This window comes from Paenibacillus assamensis DSM 18201 (assembly GCF_000422445.1).
GTDB lineage: Bacteria > Bacillota > Bacilli > Paenibacillales > Paenibacillaceae > Paenibacillus_B > Paenibacillus_B assamensis.
The window spans coordinates 1-18,812 of record NZ_AULU01000013.1 but is presented as its reverse complement, the minus strand read 5'-3'; the positions used below and the strand labels follow the sequence as shown (position 1 = coordinate 18,812).

The 18,812-nt window shown below is 43.0% G+C and carries 15 protein-coding genes; 8 read left to right on the top strand and 7 right to left on the bottom strand.

Annotated elements, in window-relative coordinates:
- Positions 1-12: 12 nt before the first annotated feature.
- The 6 genes from mnmG to rpmH form a co-directional block, all read right to left on the bottom strand.
- Entirely contained in the window at positions 13-1,920 is a 1,908-nt protein-coding gene (mnmG, locus tag H580_RS0109260; protein WP_028594525.1) for a tRNA uridine-5-carboxymethylaminomethyl(34) synthesis enzyme MnmG, read from the bottom strand.
- Between the two features lie 170 nt (positions 1,921-2,090).
- Positions 2,091-3,467 (bottom strand): tRNA uridine-5-carboxymethylaminomethyl(34) synthesis GTPase MnmE, encoded by a 1,377-nt coding sequence (mnmE, locus tag H580_RS0109255; RefSeq protein WP_028594524.1) that lies wholly within the window; start codon positions 3,465-3,467, stop codon positions 2,091-2,093.
- A 161-nt stretch (positions 3,468-3,628) separates the two neighbouring features.
- A complete protein-coding gene (gene jag / locus H580_RS0109250; RefSeq protein WP_028594523.1) occupies positions 3,629-4,414 on the bottom strand; it encodes an RNA-binding cell elongation regulator Jag/EloR in 786 nt (261 codons plus the stop codon).
- Positions 4,411-5,184: a YidC/Oxa1 family membrane protein insertase gene (locus H580_RS0109245; protein ID WP_051217363.1), complete on the bottom strand. Its 774-nt coding sequence runs from the start codon at positions 5,182-5,184 to the stop codon at positions 4,411-4,413. The genes jag and H580_RS0109245 overlap by 4 nt, the downstream gene beginning before the upstream one ends.
- 92 nt (positions 5,185-5,276) lie before the next feature.
- Entirely contained in the window at positions 5,277-5,615 is a 339-nt protein-coding gene (rnpA, locus tag H580_RS0109240; RefSeq protein WP_028594521.1) for a ribonuclease P protein component, read from the bottom strand.
- A gap of 216 nt (positions 5,616-5,831) precedes the next feature.
- Complete coding sequence (rpmH, locus tag H580_RS0109235) at positions 5,832-5,966, bottom strand: 50S ribosomal protein L34 (protein WP_028594520.1); 135 nt, start codon at positions 5,964-5,966, stop codon at positions 5,832-5,834.
- Positions 5,967-6,837: 871 nt separating this feature from the next.
- On the opposite strand from rpmH, the gene dnaA reads away from it, so the two are divergent.
- The 6 genes from dnaA to gyrB all read left to right on the top strand — a co-directional run bounded on the left by dnaA (position 6,838) and on the right by gyrB (position 13,109).
- Positions 6,838-8,190 (top strand): chromosomal replication initiator protein DnaA, encoded by a 1,353-nt coding sequence (gene dnaA / locus H580_RS0109230; RefSeq protein WP_028594519.1) that lies wholly within the window; start codon positions 6,838-6,840, stop codon positions 8,188-8,190.
- Positions 8,191-8,374: 184 nt separating this feature from the next.
- Positions 8,375-9,514, top strand: coding sequence for a DNA polymerase III subunit beta (dnaN, locus tag H580_RS0109225; RefSeq protein ID WP_028594518.1), 1,140 nt, complete (start codon positions 8,375-8,377; stop codon positions 9,512-9,514).
- Between the two features lie 30 nt (positions 9,515-9,544).
- Positions 9,545-9,769 (top strand): S4 domain-containing protein YaaA, encoded by a 225-nt coding sequence (yaaA, locus tag H580_RS0109220; RefSeq protein ID WP_028594517.1) that lies wholly within the window; start codon positions 9,545-9,547, stop codon positions 9,767-9,769.
- A 3-nt stretch (positions 9,770-9,772) separates the two neighbouring features.
- On the top strand, positions 9,773-10,885 hold the full coding sequence (gene recF, locus H580_RS0109215) for a DNA replication/repair protein RecF (RefSeq protein ID WP_028594516.1): 1,113 nt from the start codon (positions 9,773-9,775) through the stop codon (positions 10,883-10,885).
- Positions 10,886-10,897: 12 nt separating this feature from the next.
- Positions 10,898-11,155, top strand: coding sequence for an extracellular matrix regulator RemB (gene remB / locus H580_RS0109210; protein WP_028594515.1), 258 nt, complete (start codon positions 10,898-10,900; stop codon positions 11,153-11,155).
- A gap of 43 nt (positions 11,156-11,198) precedes the next feature.
- Entirely contained in the window at positions 11,199-13,109 is a 1,911-nt protein-coding gene (gene gyrB, locus H580_RS0109205) for a DNA topoisomerase (ATP-hydrolyzing) subunit B (protein WP_028594514.1), read from the top strand.
- A gap of 79 nt (positions 13,110-13,188) precedes the next feature.
- On the opposite strand, the gene H580_RS23835 is transcribed toward gyrB, so the two are convergent.
- Entirely contained in the window at positions 13,189-14,091 is a 903-nt protein-coding gene (locus tag H580_RS23835; RefSeq protein ID WP_051217362.1) for a YheC/YheD family protein, read from the bottom strand.
- 414 nt (positions 14,092-14,505) lie between these two features.
- On the opposite strand from H580_RS23835, the gene gyrA reads away from it, so the two are divergent.
- Positions 14,506-17,013 carry a DNA gyrase subunit A gene (gene gyrA / locus H580_RS0109195; RefSeq protein ID WP_028594513.1) on the top strand — a complete coding sequence of 836 codons (2,508 nt, stop codon included), beginning with the start codon at positions 14,506-14,508 and terminating at the stop codon, positions 17,011-17,013.
- Between the two features lie 178 nt (positions 17,014-17,191).
- A complete protein-coding gene (locus H580_RS0109190; protein WP_028594512.1) occupies positions 17,192-18,337 on the top strand; it encodes an HD-GYP domain-containing protein in 1,146 nt (381 codons plus the stop codon).
- Positions 18,338-18,812 lie beyond the last annotated feature (475 nt).

Below are 18,812 nucleotides of genomic sequence, written 5' to 3'. Positions count from 1 at the left end.
CGTCATCATCATTTATCCAGCATCCGTTTCCGCATGCTTTTTCGCCGTTACACGGTTATAATGCTCCAAATAAACAAGCAAGATCGAAATATCAGCAGGTGTTACCCCAGCAATACGCGATGCTTGACCGATAGATAGCGGACGAATGCGATCCATCTTTTGCTTCGCTTCCATCGCAAGCCCATGAATAAGGCTGTAATCGATATCTTCCGGAATACGCTTCTTCTCCATTTTCTGTAGACGTTCTACTTGGATGAGCTGCTTATCAATATAGCCCGCATACTTCACTTGAATCTCAACCTGTTCCTTCATGTCCTCATCCAATGGTAGTGGAGATGGATATAAACTCTCGATATGAGCGTAGGAAAGCTCAGGACGACGAAGCAATGTTAATGCATCAATACCGTTCACTAATGGCGCAGAATTAGCTTCCTGCAGCATCGCCTGAACCGTCTCATCTGGACGAACACGAGTTTCTTTCAAGCGTGCCGTCTCCTGCTCGATTAGAGAAACTTTCTCTTCGAATGCAGCAAAGCGCTCATCCGTAATCAATCCAATCTCACGACCCGTCGGTGTTAGACGGAGATCCGCATTATCATGACGGAGCAGCAAACGGTATTCTGCACGCGAAGTAAGCAAGCGATAAGGTTCATTCGTTCCCTTAGTTACGAGGTCATCAATAAGAACCCCGATATAACCTTGAGAACGAGTCAAAATAACCGGTTCTTTTCCCTGCACTTTGCGTGCTGCGTTAATACCAGCCATAAGACCTTGACCCGCTGCTTCTTCATAGCCAGAAGTACCGTTAATTTGTCCCGCTGTAAATAGGCTATCTACCTTTTTCGTTTCAAGAGATGGCCACAACTGTGTCGGTACAACAGCATCATATTCAATCGCGTAGCCTGTACGCATCATTTCTACGTTCTCTAGACCTGGGATGGAACGAAGAATACGAAGCTGTACATCTTCCGGCATGCTTGTAGAAAGACCTTGTACGTAATACTCACGCGTATTTTTTCCTTCTGGCTCTAAGAAAATTTGATGCTTTGGCTTATCAGCAAAACGAACGATTTTGTCCTCAATAGATGGACAATAGCGTGGACCTGTGCCTTCAATAACCCCAGAGAACATAGGTGCTCTATCCAAGTTGCTGTTAATAATCTGATGCGTATCTGCTGATGTATACGTCAACCAGCACGGAAGTTGCTCATTGTCCGCATGCTTCGTCTCATAGGAGAAGAATTTGGGCTTATCATCACCAGGTTGTATCTCGGTCTTGCTAAAATCAATCGTATCTCCATGAACACGAGGTGGTGTTCCTGTCTTGAATCGTACGAGTTCAAGTCCAAGGTTTTTCAAACTTTCAGACAGCTTCAAAGAAGGCTGCTGGTTGTTCGGGCCACTCTCATAAATAAGTTCGCCAACAATAACTTTACCGCGTAAATACGTACCTGTCGTAACAACGACTGCCTTCGCAAAGTATTGTGCGCCACCTTTTGCTTCAACCCCAACACAGCGACCATCTTCAACGATTAGTTCCTCAACCATACCTTGACGAAGCGTCAAGTTCGGCGTATTCTCAATCGTTTCCTTCATTTGATGCTGATAAAGGAATTTATCTGCTTGCGCACGCAAAGCGTGAACAGCAGGTCCTTTACCCGTATTTAACATACGCATTTGAATGTATGTTTTATCAATATTACGGCCCATTTCTCCGCCAAGCGCATCAATTTCACGCACGACATGACCTTTAGCAGGTCCGCCAATTGATGGATTACACGGCATAAATGCGACCATATCCAAGTTAATCGTCAAGAGAAGCGTGTTACATCCCATACGAGCGGAAGCCAAAGCAGCTTCACAACCTGCATGCCCTGCTCCTACTACGATAACATCGTACTCACCTGCAACGAATGGCATCTAATGTCCCTCCTTCATCGCTCTAAGCTCATGAACTACGGTCTAAATGGGAAGCTGAACACTTCACCTTTATCCACAACTAGTTCCCTTAAAGCAATTTTACTAAAATAAACTTCTTCCTATACACAAGCGGCTTTATCCGCTTACCAAAACGACTTAACCAACTTACCTTATTTGCCTAAACAGAATTGTGAGAAGATTTGATCAATCAAGGACTCGCCTACCGAATCACCAACAATCTCACCTAACAGCTCCCAACCTGTACGGACATCAATTTGCATAATATCGATTGGGATGCCTGCTTGAGACGCTTCAACCGCATCTTGCAAGGAACGACGCGCCTTATGGAGCAAGCCAATATGACGCACATTACTCACATATGTGGCATCATTGGATTCCACTTTTCCACTGAAAAATAGCTCAGAAATAGCGGATTCTAACGCATCAATACCATCTTGCAGCATCGCAGACATTTTTACGATTGGGAATCGGCCTGCTAGGGCAGCTAGTTCCTGTTCATCTAATTCATTAGGCAAGTCCATTTTATTCACAATGATGATAACTTGTCTACCTTCAATTTGCTGCAGCCATTCACGTTCATCAGCTTGCAATGGTTCATTATAGTTCACAACGAACAAGACAAGGTCTGCATCCTGCAGCGCTGTACGGGAACGCTCTACCCCGATACGCTCTACAACATCATTGGTTTCACGTATACCGGCAGTATCTAACAAGCGTAGTGGAATCCCATTAATCGTAATCATTTCCTCAATAACATCACGCGTCGTACCTGGAATATCTGTGACAATCGCTTTATTGTCTTGAGCAAGCGCATTAAGCAACGAGGACTTACCTACGTTAGGACGACCAACGATTGCAGTCATAATGCCTTCCCTTAGTATTTTGCCCTCAGATGCAGTCTTAAGCAGCTTATCGATCTCGGCCATAACCTGTCCGCATTTATCTTGAATAAAATTACTTGTAAGCTCATCTACATCATGCTCTGGGTAATCAATATTTACTTCAATATGGGCAAGCGTCTCCACTAACGTATAACGCAAATCTTTGATTCGCTTCGACAGCTGGCCTTGAGCCTGCTTCATCGCGACATCAAAGGCACGGTCTGATTTGGAGCGGATTAAGTCCATAACTGCCTCAGCTTGAGATAAATCGATACGTCCATTTAAAAATGCACGCTTCGTAAATTCACCTGGCTCCGCTACACGAATGTCTAGCTTCAGCAGCAGTTCCATGACGCGACGCATGGACACAACGCCACCATGAACGTTAATCTCAACAACGTTTTCCATTGTATAAGAACGCGGTGCGAGCATTACTGTAACTAATACTTCTTCAATTTGCTCATTTGTATCCGGATCGACAATGTATCCATAGTTAACCGTATGGCTTGCTGCCTCAGTCAACTTCGTCTTTGATTGGAAGATGCGTTCCACTTCCTGCACAGCTGTCTCTCCGCTTACACGGATGACCGCAATACCGCCCTCACCAAGCGGCGTAGATATAGCAGCAATTGTTTCCGTCATCATATATGTTTACCTCCACCTCTAGAAAAAAAGCAATGACTGTCCCTTACCTGCCTACTAGGGGCAGAGGGACAATCATTGCGCACATTCGTTCCTCATCCTGCAACGATAACATCTATAAGAGCTTGTTAATAAACAATCACTATACGTTCATTCTTATAAGGTTATTGTGATTTCAAGGCAATAACGATACGGCGATTAGGCTCTTCACCCTTGCTGTACGTCTTTACCTTCGGATGATCCTGGAGCTTGGCATGTATAATCTTGCGTTCTTGCGGCGTCATTGGCTCAAGTATCATTTCCTTGTGCGTACGAACCGTTTTGGTCGCAAGCCTTTCAGCCAGCGATTCCAAGGTTTGTTTCCGGCGATCACGGAATTGTTCTGCATCAAGGACAAGACGCACATGCTGCTCAGAATAGCGGTTGGCCACCAAATTCGCCAAGTATTGAAGGGAATCTAATGTCTGGCCGCGACGACCAATAATTAGGCCAAGGTCGGAACCGGAAATATCGAATACAACCGTGTCTTTACGCTTCACTATCGCAATCTCTACTTCGAGCCCCATCGATTGAGTAACGTCCAATATGAACTGTTTTGCCTCTTCGACACCTGCTGTTTGATCTTGCACGCTAGCACGAACTGTTTTCTCTTCTGACTGTGCGGAATCTGACAACGCTTGTTCTTCCGGTACTGCTTGTACAGCTGATGAGGTAGAAGCCTTACCCTCTTCTGATTGACCCTTCGCTGCCAATGGTTTGTCTTCTGTTTGAGCAGCTTCCTCGACAGTAAGTTCTACCTTAGCTGGTTTTGTACCAATAAGGCCAAAGAACCCCTTTGAAGGCTGTTCCAAAATACGAACCTGTACACGGTCCTGCGTCACACCCAGTTCCGCCAAACCTTTCTGAATTGCATGTTCGATTGTCTTTCCTGATACAATTAACGTCTTCATTTCGCCGGTTGAACCTCCTTATCATTGTTCCGATAAAGGAAAAAGTTCTGAACAATCGTGTAAATATTACTGAATACCCAGTAAAGTGGCAACGCTGCCGGGAACTGCATCGACATGATGAAAATCAATACTGGGAATACTAACGTCATAAACTGCATAGCTGGCTGTGCCGGTGCTTGAGACATCATCATTTTGGATTGAATGAATGTTGTCAAAGCAGCGAGGATCGGCAGTACCCATTTATCTGGCTCACCAAGCTGGAGCCACAAGAACGTATGATGTCGAATATCTTCGTTCAAGTAAATTGCGTTGTACAACGCAATGAACACCGGCATCTGTATCAATATCGGTAAGCAACCCGCCATTGGATTAACGTTATGCTGTTGGAACAGCTTAACCGTTTCTTCCTGTTGTTTCTGCGGATTGTCTTTGTATTTCTTCTTCAATTCTAGCAGCTTCGGTTGAAGCTTTTGCATTTCCTTAGAGCTGCGCATCTGTTTGATCGTCAGCGGCAAAATAGCTGTTCGAACGATAATCGTCAATAGCAATATAGCTAATACGTACTCGCCATTGAACCAGTCTGCAAACGTGTTGAGTGCCAATGTAAAGTACAAGACTACATTGCGCTCCCAGAAGTTCCCGCTGCGAAGTTGGTCTTCTGTCATTGTTTCCATGGACGTACATCCTGTCAGTACTGCAAGCAGCATGATAGACCCCGCCACCAGAAGCCATTTGCGATTGTTAAGCAACTTCTTAAGTGACAATAGCATTAACTCCTCTCTAAACCATCCGATTCCAACTGTAAATATATCATATTTTACGAGTCAATGGAAACGCTTGATCATCTGATCGTACTGCACTTTTATCTATATACAGAAGCTCGTTTACACACATGTTGAACGCTCTTCCGCAATTGCTCATAATCCATCTCTGTCGCACCGTTACGAACGATAAATACGAGATCGACATGATCGATAATTTTATCTGCCTGCAAACGCATAATTTCCTTAATTAAACGTCTCATTCGATTACGGACCACTGCATTTCCGATTTTTTTGCTTGCAGATATCCCGACGCGGAACCGCTCCACCTCAGGACGATGAAAGACATAAAGAACTAGCTGACGATTCGCTGCTGATCGGCCATGGCGATATACACGAGCAAAATCTCTGCGGTCTTTCAAACGATATTGTTTTTGCACGTTCGCATTCCTCTCACTCATCGAATTCAGGTTCAAGATCATACGGGATCAGGCTTCCATTTCAGAAACTATCTTGCTCCAAGTATGTACCTGAGCACCGCAGAATAAACCTTTTAAAAGAAGTTATTCAAAAGTTACCTTCTGAACATATGACGAATGTCCATGAATTTAGGTAGAAAAAAAGACCACTACCCGTGGTCTTGCATAAACACTTAATTATGCGCTCAACTTAGCTCTGCCTTTTTGACGACGAGCAGCTAGAACCTTACGGCCGTTTTTCGTGCTCATGCGTGCACGGAAACCGTGATTCTTTTTACGTTTGCTTACGTTCGGTTTGAAAGTAGGTCTCATTTCTGCTTGCACCTCCTCTTGAGAGTCAATCTATTCGTTACGAATGTTGTTGTTTGTCTCGCAAAAATACCTTTATATATTTAATCAGAATTTAGCCGAAAAGTCAATTCATTCACCTCTCAACGGTACACATTGGCCAATTTGAAGATTTTTTCTTCTTTAATAATGAGGTTTTAGTATTTCATCTCCTCCTTACTAGCACCATGTACCACTTCATCCTGTCCTTCCTCATTTCATTCCTTAATAAATATATATCCTTTGCGATCTACATAAACTATCCACAGCTTATCGTACGAAAATAACTCCTGTTTACGTTCTACACAGTTATTCACATGTGCAAAACCTTTTCGTTTTAATCGGTTTTCCCCTAATAACCTGTGCATAAATTTCGACGGCAATCGTAAGGATTATGTCGAAAAATCACAGGTTGTAAACAATATCTTGTGGTGTACATAATTTTTATACACAAGTTATTGAATTTGTGGATAAAAAACGCCCTATCGTTGAAAAATAAGGGCTCATCTGCTATGATTATATTGCTTTTCTGATGTGAATAATTTCGTTTGCTACAGACTTATGCACAATCTGTGGATAATGTTGTGAACAAGTTATCCTCAGCCTTACTTTATTATTCTTTTATCTGTTTGTATTGTGGATAAATGATACAACTCAATTTCATTAATTTCGACATGCTCGATGTATGTCGTATCAGCATAGACCCCGACAATGCGCTTGATATCCGACTAGAGGGCTTTTCATGTTTTAACCTTCCCTCCGTTTGCGCCAATTGTCGGGGAACTTGTCCTTATGGCTTCGTAGCCGGCACAAGCGTCCCTGACGACGTAACAGGTTTGAAGGAGTGAAACCATCTGTGGATCGCCAAGTAAATGAGCATTGGCAGGAAGTACTAGCCGTTATTCAATCCAAATTAAGCAAGCCGAGCTTTGACACTTGGTTCAAAGCTACGAATGCGGTAAAGTACACCGACAAAATTATCATTATAACGGCACCGAATACATTTGCTGTCGAGTGGCTGGAAAGTCGCTATACGAATCTTGTTAGCTCAACCATTTATGAGATGAACGGCAAGCAAGTAGACGTGAAGTTTATTATTGAAGAAGCAGCCGAACCGGAACCGGAGGTTGTCCCTCTACCAGCTCCAGTCGTTCGTACATCGAATGAAGAGCCGGTTGCCAGTCAATTGAACCCCAAATATACGTTCGATACGTTCGTTATCGGTTCAAACAACCGCTTTGCTCATGCAGCTTCGCTCGCGGTAGCAGAAGCACCTGCCAAAGCTTACAATCCCCTCTTTTTATATGGGGGCGTAGGACTTGGCAAAACGCACTTGATGCATGCCATTGGTCATTACATTATGGAACATAATGCGAATGCCAAAGTTGTCTACACGACGTCGGAAAAGTTTATGAATGAATTCATTAATGCAATCCGTGATAACCGCGGGGAAAGTTTCCGCAACAAATATCGCAACATTGATATTTTGCTTATTGATGATATTCAATTTTTGGCGGGTAAAGAGTCGACGCAGGAGGAGTTTTTCCATACTTTTAATGCGCTGCATACGGAAAATAAGCAGATTATTATCTCTAGTGACCGTCCGCCAAAAGAGATCGAAACCTTAGAAGAACGTTTGCGTTCTCGTTTTGAATGGGGATTGATTACGGATATTCAGCCGCCTGATCTCGAAACACGTATCGCCATTCTTCGTAAGAAAGCCAAAGCAGAGAATTTGGATATTCCGAACGAAGCAATGGTTTATATCGCGAATCAGATTAATACGAACATTCGTGAGCTGGAAGGTGCCTTAACTCGCGTTGTAGCTTACTCTACGATGATGAATCAAGATATTACGACGCATCTAACAGCTGAAGCACTTAAAGACATTATTCCTTCGAGCCGTCCGAAGATGATTACGATTCAAGACATTCAGCAGCGAGTTGGAGAATACTATGGCCTACGTCTGGAAGACTTCAAAGCTCGTAAGCGGACGAAAGCTGTCGCTTTCCCGAGGCAAATTGCAATGTATCTATCTCGTGAATTGACAGACTATTCTTTGCCTAAGATTGGTGAGGCATTCGGTGGACGTGATCATACAACGGTCATTCATGCCCATGAAAAAATTTCACAAGCATTAGACAGTGATCAGGAGTTATATAAGGTCATTCAGAACTTGATGGATAAAATTAAAAACCCTACATTGTGAACAAAATACAAAGAGCCTATGCACAATCTATACACATGTGGATAGGCTTTACTTTATGCGGTTTTTAACACTTATCCACATATTCACTGCCCCTACTATTACTACTATCTTTTTAAATATAAGATCATCTTATAAATAAACAATAACAACTAAGACCTAAACATCCCGTTTAAGGAGTGAAATGATGAAGCTATCTATTTTGAAACAACAACTCAACGAAGCGATACAAAACGTTTCGAAAGCTATTTCAAGTCGGACAACGATTCCTATTTTGAGTGGTATTAAAGTTGACGTTACGATGCAAGGAGTAACTCTAACAGCGAGTGATACGGATATTTCCATTCAAAGTTTTATTCCTGTTGAAGATGACCGCCAAACGATCGTTCAAGTCGAACGTCCAGGCAGTGTTGTTTTGCCAGCTAAATTTTTTGTCGAGATTATTAAGAAACTTCCATCTTCGCATATCGAAATTGAAGTGAAAGAACAGTTCCAAACGTTCCTTCGCGCAGGTTCAACAGATATTCAAATGGTCGGCCTTGATCCAGAAGAGTATCCAGTCTTGCCTAGCATCGAAGAGAATCAAGTCCTTACGGTTAATGGTGATCTCCTTAAGACGATGATTAAGCAAACCGTGTTCTCTATTTCCTCAAACGAAACGACGCCTATTTTAACAGGTGTACTTTGGCAGTTGCATCATGGGGAAATGAAATTCGTTGCTACTGATCGTCATCGTTTAGCAAGCCGTTCTGCAACGATTGAGGTTGATTCAGACCTTTATTTCCACAACGTTGTTATTGCCGGCAAAACGTTAAATGAGTTGAGCAAAGTTATTCCGGAGCAAACAAAGGTTGATATTGTCGTTGCGGACAATCAAGTGCTGTTCAAGGTAGGCAATGTCCTGTTCTTTACGAGAATTTTGGATGGGACTTATCCTGACACTTCTAAGATTATTCCGAACCAATACAAAACAGAACTTGTTTTGGATACAAAAAATTTGACGGAAGCTATCGATCGTGCGTACTTGTTGTCTCGTGAAGAGAAAACAAACATCGTACGTTTGCAAACAAAAGAGGATGGAACGATCGAGATTTCGTCCAGCTCTAGCGAACTAGGGCGAGTTACGGAGCAGCTTGAAGTGAAGCGATTTGATGGTGAACCTTTACGTATTGCTTTTAACTCCAAATATATGCTTGATGTACTGAAAGTTGTCGAATGCGAGCAAATTTTCATCGGCTTCACAGGCGCAATGAGCCCAATTATTATTAAGCCGACAGAGCATGTAAACAGCTTACATCTCATCTTGCCTTACCGTACGACGAATTAGTTAAAGGCAGCTGTGCCAGGAGGAATACACATGAAATCGATTCATATACAGACGGACTACATTACGCTCGGCCAGTTTTTAAAACTGGCTGACTGCGTTTCTACAGGTGGGCATGTCAAAGTAATGCTCGCAGAGCAGGCGGTTCGAGTGAATGCAGAACCAGAAGACCGCCGTGGGCGTAAATTGCGCAACGGGGACACAGTAGAAGTAAAGGACTGCGGCACATTTCGTGTTGTGCAGACAATAGAGGCTTAATCGGTGTTCGTAAAGTCAGTATCTCTTCAACACTATCGCAACTATGAGACGATGGAGCTTGATACGAACAACAACGTGAATATTTTCGTCGGCCGCAACGCCCAGGGGAAGACGAACTTGCTCGAATCGATCTTCGTACTTGCGCTGACAAAGTCACATCGAACAGCTAAGGATCGGGAACTAATTGCTTGGGACAAAGATCATACGCTATTGCAGGCTGCCGTTGAACGCAAGTACGGCACCTATAATCTAGAATTAAACATTTCTAAACAGGGCAAGAAGGCTAAGCTGAATGGATTGGAACAGAAGAAACTAAGTAATTTTATCGGCTCGCTTAACGTAGTTATGTTCGCACCAGAGGATTTGGAGATCGTAAAGGGTGGGCCTAGTGTGCGCCGACGCTTTCTAGACATGGAAATTGGACAAGTACATCCAGGATATTTATATCATTTGCAGCAATATCAGAAGGTGCTTGTTCAGCGGAATAACTTACTCAAGCAAATGTGGAATGACCGCAGCAGTGCCCACATGCAAATGCTCGAAGTGTGGAACGAGCAGTTAGTAGAACATGGTGTTAAAATTGTAAAGAAACGGAAACACTATTTAAAGAAACTGCAAGTATGGGCTGAGCGTATCCATGCAGGCATTACAAATGGACAAGAACAACTCGCCATTTCCTATGTTCCTTCCCTTGCGCTGGATGAGGATAACGAAGCTGTTTTATTCGAGCAATTTATGATAAAGTTATCACAAATGAACGATCAGGAAATACGGCGCGGCATAACTCTTGTCGGGCCGCACCGTGATGACCTCGCTTTTTCCATTAACGGCAAAGAAGTTCAAACGTATGGCTCACAGGGTCAGCAGCGTACAACCGCATTGTCACTTAAGCTTGCCGAGATAGAATTCATGCATGAAGAGATTGGCGAATATCCTGTATTATTACTGGATGACGTACTATCCGAACTGGATTCTTATCGACAGACACAGCTCATCGAAACTTTCCAAGAGAAAGTACAGACGTTTATTACAACGACAGGAATAGAGAGTATTCATGCGCACCGATTGCAGGATGCTAATGTGTTTCACGTGGAAAATGGGCAAGTCAGACGGTAAGGAGTGGGTTCTATGTATATTCACTTAGGTGGAGAAAGGGTTATTCGCTCCTCTGAGCTGGTCGCGATATTTGATGTGACAATTGAGAAAGCATCGAAGCTGTCCAAGCAGTTCGCCGCGCATTCTCAAAAAATTAAAAATGTAGAATGGATTGGTGAGGAAGAGGCCAAATCCATCGTCGTCACAAAGGGAAAAGTGTATTATTCTCCAATATCGTCTACAACATTGAAGAAGCGCTCCCGCAGCGGGATGCGCATAGAAGAAGCATAAACGGATTGATTTGGATCTGAATATAGAGAAGTGGGTGAAGGGCATGTCTTTGAATCAGCATACGTATGATGAGAATCAGATACAGGTGTTGGAAGGGCTGGAGGCGGTTCGCAAGCGTCCCGGCATGTACATTGGCTCTACCAGCTCCAAGGGGCTTCATCATCTAGTATGGGAAGTTGTCGACAACAGTATCGATGAAGCATTGGCTGGATACTGTACGCGCATTGATGTTACGGTGCACGAAGACAATAGCATCTCGGTAGCGGATAACGGACGTGGTATCCCTGTCGGTGAACATGCAAAGATGAAGCGTCCTGCGGTAGAAGTCGTTATGACCGTTCTTCATGCTGGCGGTAAATTCGGCGGTGAAGGATACAAAGTGTCCGGCGGTTTGCATGGTGTCGGTGTCTCGGTCGTAAATGCCTTATCTGAGCAGCTTATCGTGACCGTAAGACGGGACGGCCATGTTCACCAGCAAGAATATCGTCGTGGTACTCCTCAACATGACCTAAAAGTAATTGGCGAGACTGGCGAAACGGGAACAACAGTCAAATTCAAGCCTGACGCTGAGATTTTCACTGAAACGCTCGTTTATGAGTATGACATTTTGGCGTCTCGTATTCGAGAATTGGCATTCCTGAATCGCGGCATCGAAATTGTACTTAAGGATGAGCGTACAGATACGTCCAATACGTTTAAGTACGATGGCGGTATTATTGAGTTTGTAGAATACTTGAACCGCAATCGTGAGAGTCTTCATGAGCCTCCTATTTACGTAGAGGGCATGAAGGACCATATCTCCTGTGAGATTGCTTTGCAATATAACGATAGCTACAGTGAGCATATTTATTCGTTTGCGAATAATATTCACACCCATGAAGGCGGAACGCATGAATTTGGCTTCAAGAGTGCTTTGACGCGTGTCATTAACGAGTATGCTCGTAAAATGAATTTGGTGAAGGATAACGACTCCAACTTAAGCGGTGATGATGTTCGTGAAGGATTGACGACGATCATTTCGGTGAAAATTCCTGAACCTCAGTTTGAAGGGCAGACGAAGACGAAGCTTGGTAACAGTGAAGTTCGCGGTATTGTTGAATCCATGTTTGCTGAGAAGTTCATGGAGTTTTTAGAAGAGAACCCAGCCGTATCTCGTAAAATCGTTGAAAAAGGTACGCAGGCAGCACGCGCTCGTGAAGCAGCGCGCCGTGCACGTGAACTTACACGCCGCAAGAGCGCGTTAGAAGTGAGCTCTTTGCCTGGTAAGCTAGCAGACTGCTCTTCTAAAGATCCGTCTAACTCTGAGATATTTATCGTCGAGGGTGACTCTGCAGGTGGTTCAGCGAAGCAAGGTCGTGATCGTCATTTCCAAGCGATCTTGCCTTTGAAGGGTAAGATTTTGAACGTTGAGAAGTCCCGTCTTGATAAAATATTGTCTAATGCCGAGATTCGTGCCATCATTACGGCACTTGGAACAGGTATTGGTGAAGACTTTGATATAGCCAAGGCACGTTATCACAAAATCGTAATTATGACAGATGCCGATGTTGACGGCGCTCATATTCGCACGTTGTTATTAACGTTCTTCTACCGTTACATGCGCAAGCTTGTTGATTCTGGCTATATTTATATCGCTCAGCCTCCGCTCTTCAAAATCGAGCGCAACAAAGTGATTCGCTATGCAGATAGCGAGAAGCAGCGTGATGAGATTATGGCAGAGTTCGGTCAAGGTGTGAAGATTAACGTACAGCGATATAAAGGACTTGGGGAAATGAACGCTACTCAGTTGTGGGAAACGACAATGGACCCAGAGAGCCGTAAAATGCTTCAAGTAACGATTGACGATGCGCGTCAAGCAGATGAAATATTCAATACGTTAATGGGTGACAACGTTGAACCAAGACGTGACTTCATTCAGCAACATGCTAAGTTTGTTAAAAATTTAGATATTTAATACACGTTTAAGTGCCCCAGCCAGTAATTGGTTGGGGCTTTTATTTGTATACTTGGTGGTTGTAGATCGTTTTTAGTCTTTACGGTTGTTTACGGATTAATAGAGGAGTAGGCACAGGGGGAGCGGGACTTAAAGTAGGTCGGACATGGGCTGCTTCTTTAGCAGCAAGAGGCTTAGGTTTTGTTTTAGACAGCAGTTGAGGTACGGGGTTAGCCTGTGTTTTTTTGAGTGTGCGTTTTAAAATTTGATAGCGAACATAATTCATCATTTTGGAATATAGCTTTTTATTTGTATGGTATCGAAAAATATTTTTATCTGGCTGTGTATTCACTTCTAAAATCCATGGCTTTAACTGTTTATCAAGTCCAATATCAATACCGAGCTCAATTAAGGTGGGAAAATGTTTATTAAGGTGCTTGGCTGTTAGTAGTGCATTTTTCTCAAGCTGCTTCTTGAGCTCCTGAAGACGGTTCGAATCAGCGTATTGTTTCAAAACGGAATCTACTTGATGCAGCGTGCCGCCGCGATGGTAGTTGGTAACTACTTTACGTGGAGCTGCAACACGTGCTAGCATACCTGTCATTTCCCAAGCATCACCTTTATTTCGCTGTACCATGATACGGAGATCTAAAGGCCGTTTATTATGTGTGAGTAAATGAATCCCTTGTTGAATTAGGTATTTTTTGCTGCCAATAAAATGTGACAAACGGGCATATAGCTGATCGAATTGATCCCATCTCTCGCTAAACGTATCTTTTTGCAGCAGATAAGATGTGGAGTGATTCGTTAATCCAACACGAATAATACCGGCACCACCAGTTCCCCCCTCTGGCTTAATGTATAGCATGCTATGCTTATAGAGCATTTGATATAAATGTTCCGACGAAAAGGATGTAGTTTCTGGTTGAAAAATTTTAAGCCCAGCATGTTTGTCAATCGCTACTGCTTTTTTAAGTTTGCTGCGAACACGTCTTATGCGCATCGTGTTCATCCTTTCTTGTTGATGGCATCGAAGAGATGATTTTATTCCGTATTAGGGAAGGATTCATGGTATAATAGTGTGTAGTTTAAAAAGACATCCGCTAAGGGCAAGAACAAACACCTTACTCCACTAGATTATTGTTCGGATATAGACGCTGCGGAAGGAAACGTTTAATTGTTTCCCTTTTGTGAAAGTAATATAATACAAGTAGCGATATATTAGGCTTTTTGAATTCATGTCATTGGGAGATGCGGTGCTGCTTCCATTTTGGAACGGCGGCCGTTTTTTTGTGAGTTGTAATTAGACGAAATAGCTCGTTAAAGTTTCATGTGTTCATGGGGATAGATGATAGGTGAACAAGTGTAGCCCCTAGGAAGCGGACGTTACAGACGATATTGTTAAAGGAGGTCCAGCATGGCGGAAGAACAACAATCGCAAATCAAGGAACGTGATATAGGTACAGAGATGCGCGAATCATTCCTCGATTATGCGATGAGCATCATCGTCAGCCGTGCACTGCCTGATGTGCGTGACGGACTGAAACCGGTACATCGCCGGATTCTGTATGCGATGTCAGAGTTAGGCATGACGCCGGACAAGCCTTATAAGAAGTCGGCGAGAATCGTTGGTGAGGTCATCGGTAAGTACCATCCTCATGGTGATTCAGCTGTATACGAAACGATGGTTCGTATGGCACAGGACTTCTCACTGCGCTATATGCTAGTTGATGGACATGGTAACTTCGGTTCCATCGATGGAGATATGGCTGCAGCGATGCGTTATACGGAGGCGCGTTTATCCAAGATCGCAACAGAATTGCTGCGAGACTTGAATAAAGAAACGGTTGATTTTGCACCGAACTATGACGGCGAAGAGAAAGAACCGGTTGTGCTGCCAGCAAGATTCCCGAATCTACTGGTGAATGGATTGTCTGGTATTGCCGTAGGTATGGCAACGAACATCCCACCGCATAACCTAACGGAAGTTATTAACGGGGTTCAAGCCTTAATTCATAATCCAGAATTAACACCGCTTGAGCTAATGGATTATATACAAGGGCCGGATTTCCCAACATCAGGACTAATACTGGGCAGATCGGGTATACGTCAAGCATATGCTACCGGCCGTGGTTCGGTGACAATGCGTGCGCGTGCGGAGATTGAAGAGAATGGCGGCAAGGCACGCATTATCGTGCATGAGCTTCCATATCAAGTTATCAAAGCTCGCCTAGTTGAAAAAATTGCAGAGCTTGTGCGTGAGAAGAAGATCGAAGGAATAACAGATTTGCGCGATGAATCTGACCGTAATGGTATGCGCATTGTTATCGAGTTGCGTCGTGATGTCAATCCAAGCGTCGTCTTGAATAACTTGTACAAGCAGACGCCGATGCAATCCAACTTCGGTGTGAACATGATTGCACTCGTTAATAACGAGCCGCGCATTTTGAATTTGCGTGACATGCTGTACTATTATTTGCAGCACCAAGTTGAAGTTATCCGTCGTCGTACGGAATATGACCTTCGCAAAGCGGAAGCTCGTGCTCATATTTTACAGGGTCTAATCATTGCATTGGATCACATCGACGAGGTTATTGCTCTAATCCGTGCTTCTCATTCTGATGAAGTAGCGCGTAATGGATTAATGGAGCGTTTCGAACTGAGCTATGAACAAGCTCAAGCGATTCTCGATATGCGCTTGCGTCGTTTGACTGGCTTGGAGCGAGAGAAGCTCGAAGAAGAGTTTAACGAACTAATGAAGAAGATTGCAGAGTACAAGGAGATTCTAGCGAGTGAACAACTTGTTCTGCAAATAATTCATGAAGAGCTTGAAGAGATTAAGCAGAAGTTCGGTGATGAGCGCCGTACAGAGATTACGATTGGTGAAGACAGCATCTTGGATGAGGACTTGATTCCTCGCGAAGATGTTATCATCACGATTACACATAGCGGTTATATTAAACGCTTGCCTGCTACGACTTATCGTAGTCAGAAGCGGGGCGGACGCGGTGTAATGGGTATGGATACGAAGGAAGATGACTTTGTTGAACACTTGTTCCTAACGGATTCTCATCATTATTTGATGATATTCACGAACAAAGGAAAAGTGTATCGGATCAAAGCCTATGAAATTCCTGACCTAAGCCGTACTGCGCGTGGAACGCCGATTATCAATCTAATCCAGATTGAACAAGGCGAAACAATTAACGCGGTTATCCCAGTCGAAACGTTCGATAGCAATCAGTATCTATTCTTCGCTACTCGTCAGGGTATCGTGAAGAAGACGCCGCTTGATGACTATGTGAACATTCGTAAAGGTGGCCTAATTGCGATCAATTTGCGTGAAGACGACGATCTTATCGGTGTACGTCTAACAGATGGTGAGCAAGAGGTTATTATGGGTACGAACACAGGTATGTCGATCCGATTCTCTGAGAAAGATGTTCGTTCGATGGGACGTAGTGCTACTGGTGTTAAGGGGATTACCCTTGATGAAGGCGATTATGTCATCGATATGGATATCGTAGATGAGAATAACGACGTATTGATCGTTACAGCTAAAGGTTACGGCAAACGGACACCAACTACGGAATACCGTTCTCAGTCTCGTGGTGGTAAAGGAATCAAGACGATTAACGTGACAGAGAAAAATGGCGCTGTTGTAGGTCTGAAAATTGTACAAGATGAAGATGATCTCATGGTCATTACCGCTTCTGGTACAATTATTCGAACAAGCATCGCTGGTATTTCGCAAATGGGTCGTTATGCGCAAGGTGTTAAAGTTATTAACATTCGCGATGAGGATTCAGTATCTACCGTAACACGTTGCAGCAAGAATGAAGAGGAAAGTCTTTCTGAAGATATAGACGGAGAAATATCTGTAGATGGAGCTGCACCAGAAGTAGAAGACGGTAGCACAGAGTAATCTATGCCACTAACAATAAATAGCTCAATCGAAAGATAAGGACACGGTATTAGCTTCGTCCTACGCGTGAAGGCGGCGTACCTGCAAGGTACATCGTCTTCACGTTTTTTATTACCTATATTATAAATATGCAAATAATCAGCACGTACTTAAATTAGATCGTGGGGGTGTGGAAGCTATGTCTAAGTTACTAATCGCACAGGTGAAACTGGGGGATTGTTTGAGTAAGGATGTATGCTCCGAGCTTGGTGGTATCATCATGCCTAAAGGACGTGTATTGACGGAACGTGATATCGAAGTGTTGGATGCTTTTATGGTCAAGCATGTTCATATTAATCCTAACAAGAAAGTGGAGTTAGCCAAACCAAATTCTACGAAATCCCCTATCTCTAAAGAACAACAGTCTAAACCAAGAGAACAATTATCAGAGAGCGAAGTTCCAGAATTGGATGCGAAAGCTACAAATAGCGATCAACCCTTTCACGTAGCATGGGCTGATTTAGCCAAATTAATGACGCAAGTATTAAATATGGCCCGTGCTAATCAAGTACCAACGATGGAACTGCGTACGCTATTAAGACCGCTAATCGATCAAATAAAGGAATATAAGCCTCTAGCTGTTCAACTGTATATAAGGGAAGTCGATCAAGATCTATCTACAAATTTTTTAATACATAAATCGATTGCAGTCGCACTTACGACATACTTAATTGGCCATTGGAGTGGTTATTCTGAAAAAGAAGGCATGCAAATTGCCCTTGCAGGTTTACTCCATGATATAGGGAAAGTAAAAGTAGATGAAGATGTTCTTCGCAAAAAAGAATCTCTCACAGAAGTGGAGCAAACAGAGGTACGTCGTCATACGCTATACGGCTATGAAATTTTACGCACTGCTAACATGATTACCGAAGGAGTGAAGCTAGCAGCTCTACAGCATCATGAGAGGCTGGATGGTAGTGGTTATCCATTAAGAATTTTGAGTGATCAAATACATCCTTATGCCAAAATGGTAGCTATTGCAGATATGTTCCATGCTATGACGCAAAATCGTAGTTATCGTAAAGCTGCTTCTCCTTACGTTGTATTGGAACAATTACATCGCCAAGCGTTTGGTAAGCTTGATCCGCAGATGGTTCAATTGTTTATACAAAAGCTCACCCTAATTACACAAGGGACCATTGTTGAATTGAGTGATGGTCGAACTGGTGAAATTGTATTTATAGATAGTATATATCCAACGAGACCTTGGGTTTCAGTAGAAGGTACAATTATTCGTCTAGCAGAGGAAAGACAACTCCATATTGAAAAGATAGTGACCGATTAGATATACCAACTCAATCATGAGCTCATTTTAAAACATAACTAATGTCAGCAAGGCTATGGAAGTAGATATTGAATAAACCGCTATTTGAAAAATGTACTGGTAGACTAATCAAGTAGCGGATTTATTAAATATACAGCTAGTTTACATTTCAAAAATATAATGACCATAATTTGGAGTAAACTGTGCTGTTGAGTTTTTAAGATCAGCATGGTATATTATATTTCCGCCACCGAGAGGGGCAACTGAGACAAGCATAATAAATCAATTATTTGAAGTCATTCAAAATAAATGCTTCAAATAAAGTTTTAAAAAAAGCTTGACTCGAAAGAAACAAAATGTTATATTATAAAGGTCGCCACTGAGAAAAACGGCGAACGAGAGCGAAAGAAACGAGTCGATAAGACGAGTGATCTGGAGCGAAATTGTTCTTTGAAAACTGAACAACGAGTGAAACGTTTGATATAAGAAATTCAGC

Bases quoted from the DNA above. Each gene is read 5' to 3' on its own strand.
- mnmG (WP_028594525.1), bottom strand. From the start codon at position 1,920: ATGCCATTCGTTGCAGGTGAGTACGATGTTATCGTAGTAGGAGCAGGG.
- mnmE (WP_028594524.1), bottom strand. From the start codon at position 3,467: ATGATGACGGAAACAATTGCTGCTATATCTACGCCGCTTGGTGAGGGC.
- jag (WP_028594523.1), bottom strand. From the start codon at position 4,414: ATGAAGACGTTAATTGTATCAGGAAAGACAATCGAACATGCAATTCAG.
- H580_RS0109245 (WP_051217363.1), bottom strand. From the start codon at position 5,184: ATGCTATTGTCACTTAAGAAGTTGCTTAACAATCGCAAATGGCTTCTG.
- rpmH (WP_028594520.1), bottom strand. From the start codon at position 5,966: ATGAGACCTACTTTCAAACCGAACGTAAGCAAACGTAAAAAGAATCAC.
- dnaN (WP_028594518.1), top strand. From the start codon at position 8,375: ATGAAGCTATCTATTTTGAAACAACAACTCAACGAAGCGATACAAAAC.
- yaaA (WP_028594517.1), top strand. From the start codon at position 9,545: ATGAAATCGATTCATATACAGACGGACTACATTACGCTCGGCCAGTTT.
- remB (WP_028594515.1), top strand. From the start codon at position 10,898: ATGTATATTCACTTAGGTGGAGAAAGGGTTATTCGCTCCTCTGAGCTG.
- gyrB (WP_028594514.1), top strand. From the start codon at position 11,199: ATGTCTTTGAATCAGCATACGTATGATGAGAATCAGATACAGGTGTTG.
- H580_RS23835 (WP_051217362.1), bottom strand. From the start codon at position 14,091: ATGCGCATAAGACGTGTTCGCAGCAAACTTAAAAAAGCAGTAGCGATT.
- gyrA (WP_028594513.1), top strand. From the start codon at position 14,506: ATGGCGGAAGAACAACAATCGCAAATCAAGGAACGTGATATAGGTACA.
- H580_RS0109190 (WP_028594512.1), top strand. From the start codon at position 17,192: ATGTCTAAGTTACTAATCGCACAGGTGAAACTGGGGGATTGTTTGAGT.